At 57.9% G+C, this 2,914-nt stretch carries 2 protein-coding genes; one reads left to right on the top strand and one right to left on the bottom strand.

The features are described 5' to 3' along the window. Positions 1 to 178 precede the first annotated feature (178 nt). A complete protein-coding gene (locus EP28_RS11375; RefSeq protein ID WP_049984137.1) occupies positions 179 to 1,372 on the top strand; it encodes a Cdc6/Cdc18 family protein in 1,194 nt (397 codons plus the stop codon). Positions 1,373 to 1,577: 205 nt separating this feature from the next. On the opposite strand, the gene EP28_RS11370 is transcribed toward EP28_RS11375, so the two are convergent. After that, positions 1,578 to 2,138, bottom strand: coding sequence for a TATA-box-binding protein (locus EP28_RS11370; RefSeq protein WP_049984136.1), 561 nt, complete (start codon positions 2,136 to 2,138; stop codon positions 1,578 to 1,580). Positions 2,139 to 2,914: the final 776 nt, after the last annotated feature.

The raw sequence follows: 2,914 nt of genomic DNA, 5'->3' as shown, positions 1-2,914 counted from the left end.
TCTCCTCCTGTCACTCTCTTCTCTCCTCCTGTCACTCTCTTCTCACCCGCCCCTCCCGTGCCGCCATCATCACCCACCCCCCCAACAACGTATTTCACCGGAAACCCGGTGTGTGTCTCAAATCAAAACACCCTGCCCAAAGCGGAATACATTTCACCGGAAACACGGTGTCTCTTCCATGGACGCAGCGGATGACCTCTTCACCAGAGAGGATCCAATATTCGCCAACAAGGAACTCCTCGAGATCAGTCACCTCCCCGGAGAGGGGCGGATTGTCGGCCGCGACGACGAGATATCGAACCTCGCCACGGCGGTTAATCCCGCGATCTTCGGCCAAAGTCCGAGCAACGTTCTCATTTACGGGAAAACGGGTACCGGGAAGTCGCTCTGTGCGAAGTACGTCTCGAAACGACTCGTCTCGACAGCGGGCGAAGAGGGCGTCAACGCGACCTTTGCGTACGTCGACTGTGCCCAAGATACGACTGAGACACAGGCCGTTCAAACCATCGCAGACGGCGTCAACGATCCCGACGCGACCGGAATCAACGTTCCCGATAAAGGCCTGTCCACGTCGACGTACTACAAGCGACTCTGGCGCATCCTCGATCAACGCTACGACGTCGTTCTCATCATTCTCGACGAGATCGACAAACTGGACGACGACGCCATTCTGATGCAGCTCTCGCGAGCCGGCGAGGCGGGAAAGATCACGGACTGCAAGCTCGGCGTCATCGGGATCAGTAACAAGATTCAGTACAAAGACCGCATGGACGAACGGGTCAAATCGAGCCTCTGTGAACGCGAGTTCGTTTTTCCCCCCTACGATGCGAATCAGCTCAGAGAGATCATGCAGGCCCGTGCCGATGCGTTTCACGACGATGTCCTCGAACCGTCGACGATCCCGCGTGCAGCAGCCCTCGCAGCCCGCGAACACGGCGACGCTCGAAAGGCCATCGACATTCTCAGATACGCGGGCGAGATCGCCCAATCGAACGGTGAGCCGACTGTGAGGGAGGGATTCGTTACGCAGGCGCGCGAGCGCGCGGAAACGGACAGATTTCGCGAACTCATCCGGGGATCGACCCCTCACTCGCGATACGTGCTTCAAGCGCTCGCACTGCTTTCGCTCTCTTCGGGCCGTCAAGACGGGTTTCGAACGAGCCGCGTGTACGAAATATACGAGAACATCTGCCGCCAAGAGGGATCAGACAGCCTCTCTCTCCGGCGCGTCCGTGACCTGCTCAAAGAACACGCGTTTCTCGACATCATCGAACAGTCGAAACACAGCGGCGGAAGCGCCGAGGGAAGCTACACGAAACACCAGCTGCTAGAAGATCCGAGCGTAGTCAAGGATGTACTGACAGAAGAGTAGCCGGGGACATACCGACAGAAAAGCAGCCAGAATCGCTTCAGTGTCGAGCCCTGAGATGTTCGATCTCTTCTCCGAACGAGAGACTCGTATTCATAACGACGCGACGGACGTGACGAAATCGACCGGATCAGTGCTCAGACCGTGACGTCCGACAGCGCGTCTGACGGAGCGGTCTATTCGTTTGGCCGGTGGATTGCTTGCGGAGTCACCCGAGCAGTCCGAGCCCCTCGATCCGCTCGACGATCTCCTCTACCGCCTCTTCGGCGTCGTCTGTACGCTTGCCGCCCGTGATGACGATCTTTCCGCTCCCGAACAACAGAATCACAACTTCGGGCTCGTCCATCCGGTACACGAGACCGGGGAACTGTTCCGGCTCGTACTCCACGTCTTCTAACCCGAGACCGATCGCAAGCGCGTTGAGGTTCAGATTATGTCCGAGGTCGGCGCTCGACACGATGTTCTGGACGGTGATCTCGGGGTCGTCTTCGACGGGAATCTGCAGTCCGCGGAGTTTCTCGAAGATGATCCCGAGGGCCTCGTGAACGTCGTTGATACTCTTTGCGCCCGTGCACACGATCTTCCCGGAGCGGAAGATAAGTGCGGCCGCCTTCGGCTCCTGCGTCCGGTAGACGAGACCGGGAAAGTTATCCGGATTAAAATCGGCACCGGGAAGATCCTCCGCGAGCGCCTCCAAGTCAAGTTCCTGGCCGATCCCCGTCGATGCAACTACGTTCTGTATCTCGATCGAATCTGCAGGGTTCGTCATCGTTCGCTTTTATATGTGAACCCCTCCCTTATAAACGCCCGTGGTATAAACAGCCGGATCGCTGGTCGGTGTTTCCGTCTCGCTTCCGACGGGCATCAGTGTCAGATTCGATGTATGACTACGGAACCCGTTCGTCGGTGTTCTGTCTCGGTGAGCGTCACTCTCCGCGCGGAAAACGCGTTTCCCGGTTCTCCAACACTACTTGCTACTCGATACCGAATGTAGCCACCACGTTCTCACCACACGACACCACCTCTGACGTCTGCTATCTCTTCCACTTTTGATGTTGTCTGCGTACGGTTCGTGCCGAACGTATTGCCGAGAGGAACTGACACGTACGTGGTATTAATCCGAGCTACGTCCAGAAACACGAGCGCATTGCAGCTTGCATTACAGTCGATCTCGCCTCTCCACGCGGTGGCCGTCGTGGCAACTTGTCCCATTGAAACCGCATGACGTAGCGCCGATGCTTCGACGGGGTTAAATACAACCCGGCATTCGTGACTAATGCGAAGGTCCCCCGTCGAGGGGGGCACGGACTGGCCGCTCGTCGGCCGGTCGAAGCGTTCCGACGTGCTTAAGTGTATAAGCCCGTTCGGTCAAGACGCGAAGAACGCACCGCGGATTCGGGCCGTTCAACTCGGCCCGGTTTCGCAGAGTCGGTTTGGCCGACTCACCAACATGAGGATTTCGCCCCCTGCGCTCCGGCGTAAGAGGAAATCTGATGTGAGCCGTGGTCGTTCGGTGTCATCCAGGTCGCTGGGTGCACTGGACAC

The sequence above is a fragment of the Halorubrum sp. BV1 genome, from assembly GCF_000746205.1.
Taxonomy (GTDB): domain Archaea; phylum Halobacteriota; class Halobacteria; order Halobacteriales; family Haloferacaceae; genus Halorubrum.
The sequence above is the reverse complement of the archived record's forward strand: the minus strand, read 5'-3'. Positions and strand labels throughout refer to the sequence as shown.